General features: G+C 53.0%; 1 protein-coding gene, 2 tRNA genes and 1 pseudogene. All 4 read right to left on the reverse strand.

The genetic code is table 11. The features are described 5' to 3' along the window. Positions 1 to 473: pseudogene (locus QCH34_RS10865) on the reverse strand (2-isopropylmalate synthase); the annotation flags it as partial. Between the two features lie 86 nt (positions 474 to 559). Further along, positions 560 to 632, reverse strand: a tRNA-Asp gene (locus QCH34_RS10870). Positions 633 to 646: 14 nt separating this feature from the next. Then, positions 647 to 753: transfer RNA gene (locus tag QCH34_RS10875), tRNA-Tyr, on the reverse strand. 172 nt (positions 754 to 925) lie between these two features. Continuing rightward, positions 926 to 2,408 (reverse strand): Ppx/GppA phosphatase family protein (locus tag QCH34_RS10880; RefSeq protein WP_300334035.1); only part of this gene is annotated, 1,483 nt, incomplete at its 5' end.

The raw sequence follows: 2,408 nt of genomic DNA on the forward strand, positions 1-2,408 counted from the left end.
AGGTACGGGAGATCGGTTCGTGTCGCATCCATCGCCGAGAACATGCACTGGCCGAGGTGATCGCGGACATACCCCACAATCTCTCCTGTGATTGCCAGAACCTCTTCACGGGTCTTTTTGATGGTATTCTCACGCTGGATATCAGATGTCGGAATAAAGACATGCACCATATCGACATCGCAGTCAAGGCAGGTGTTGACATCATCGACCCGTGACCGTGAGAGCCCGCAGATTGCCGCTGAATGTCCTTCAGCTGCAATTCTGGATACGGTCTCCTTCTCCTGCTCTGAAGATGCGGGAAAACCGGCTTCGATCGCGTGTACACCAACCTCCGAGAGGATGCGTGCGATATCCAGTTTCTGTTCAAGGGTGAAGGATACACCCGGTGTCTGTTCACCATCCCTCAGGGTGGTGTCAAAAACAGTTACTCTCTTGGGCGACCTGCTTTCAACAAAGAAAGCAATTCCCCACAGAAGCTTTTGCCGTAGGCATATGATTATATTGGCAGTATGGAGAGATAAAGAGTTCTATTGCAGAATTGTCTTAAAAGAAAAGTGAACGCCCAGATCGGAATTCGAATCCGAGTCGATGCCGTGACAGGGCATCATGATAGGCCACTACACTATCTGGGCACTTTGTGGGTTGATCCCGCCTCCCGGAGTCGAACCGGGGACATCGCGGTAGCCGCGCAGTTCGCCCGCAGGCGATGATCTTACTACAGCCGCGCACTCTACCAGTCTGAGTTAAGGCGGGTAACTGCACTAAATAAAAAGGCTAAGATGACATATAAACATGTCGAATCAGCAAATACGCGCCGATTGAAAGAGGAATGAGCGAATACTGATAATGAAGAGATAAAACCAATAATGGGCAGAGATCTGAAGCACAATTGATTTTCAGGGAAGGCGTGAGGAAGGCCACTGCATCAATCCGGGAGCTCTCCGCGCAGGGGGTCGCCTCCCCCTTCGTTGACGTGTACTTCAAGACCTCCTCCAAAGACCTTCCTGATCATATGGCCCTCAGACCGGACACCCCAGACCTCAAGCATGCAATCGCCCCGTGCTTCAAGATCCAGGATGATCTGCCCGTTATTATCCTTTGACAGACGGGCATCGCGGATGCGGCCGGCATGAGTCCGATCAAGGTGTTCGGCCATCCTGAGGAAGAGGGAGAGGATACGGATCTGATCCTGAACCACCGGATCGAGGAGGCTGAAGTGATGATCTTTCTTCCGTGGTGCTTTCTTCCGGTGATACCGGGCGATCTCTGCAATGATCCCAACCTCATGCTCATCAAAGCCAACGAGATCCGCATGCCTGATAATATAGGCCGAATGGAGATGATGATCCACAAATGAGATGAAATTGCCGATATCATGGAGATATGCGGCATAAAGTAGGAAATTCCTGTCAGCATCAGAATATGAGTGGAGACCTGCCTCACGAGCCGAATCAAAAAGGAGGGCAGAGAGTCCGACGATTGTAAGTGCGTGAAGCTCATCAATCCGGCAGGATCGCCCCAGCTGGACAACACTCCGTTTTCTGGACGATATCTTCTCTGCATGAGGAAAACCGGGTATCCGGGAGAGATATTCCATGAGAAGTCCTTCACGCAGGCCATGGGGCGATATCTCGATCTCGATAATTCCAAGCTCTTCCATCATTGTTTCGAGGATCACCCCGCCACCGATGATGATATCCGCCCGATCAGAATTGATCCCCGGAACTTTCCGCCGCTCTTCCAGGGAGAGGGAACAGAGCCGCTCGATGGTGTGCCTGAGATCGTCATACCTGAGGAGGGTTGGAGATGATGTTCCCGGACAGAGGCGGGAGGCGATCTCGGCCAGATTCTGTATGGTGCCTGAACTCCCAAACGCCCGTGAATAGGGAAATTTCCGTATCCGGGTCAATGGCTGGGCGATGACATTTCTGACAAACTGCTGCATCCGGGCATATTTCTTCAATGAAACAGGGCCATCTTCACCGGGGCGGAAGAACTGGTTGGTCAGCCGGATTGACCCGAGCTTCAATGATTCAAGAGTGAGGTAGTCATGCTGGCTGCCGATGATCACCTCGGTTGAGCCTCCCCCGATATCGATGAAGATAGCCCGATGCGTGCCGATGTCAATCCCGGAGACGACACCCCGGTAGATCAGCCGTGCCTCCTCCTTCCCCGAGACGACCCGGACATCAAGATTCGCCTCCCGGAGGAGCATCTCAAGGAACTGATCGGCATTCTTTGCCTCCCGTGTGGCAGAGGTGGCAACGGCGACAAATTCCTTCACGCCATAGGCAAGGCCGAGATCAACGAAGAGTTTGGAGATGGTGACCCCGCGGCCGATCGCCTCTTCAGAGAGTTCTTCACGGGCAAAACATCCCTCGCCGAGACGGGCAACCTCCTTCTGTTCC

The organism is Methanocalculus sp. (assembly GCF_029762515.1).
Lineage (GTDB): Archaea > Halobacteriota > Methanomicrobia > Methanomicrobiales > Methanocorpusculaceae > Methanocalculus.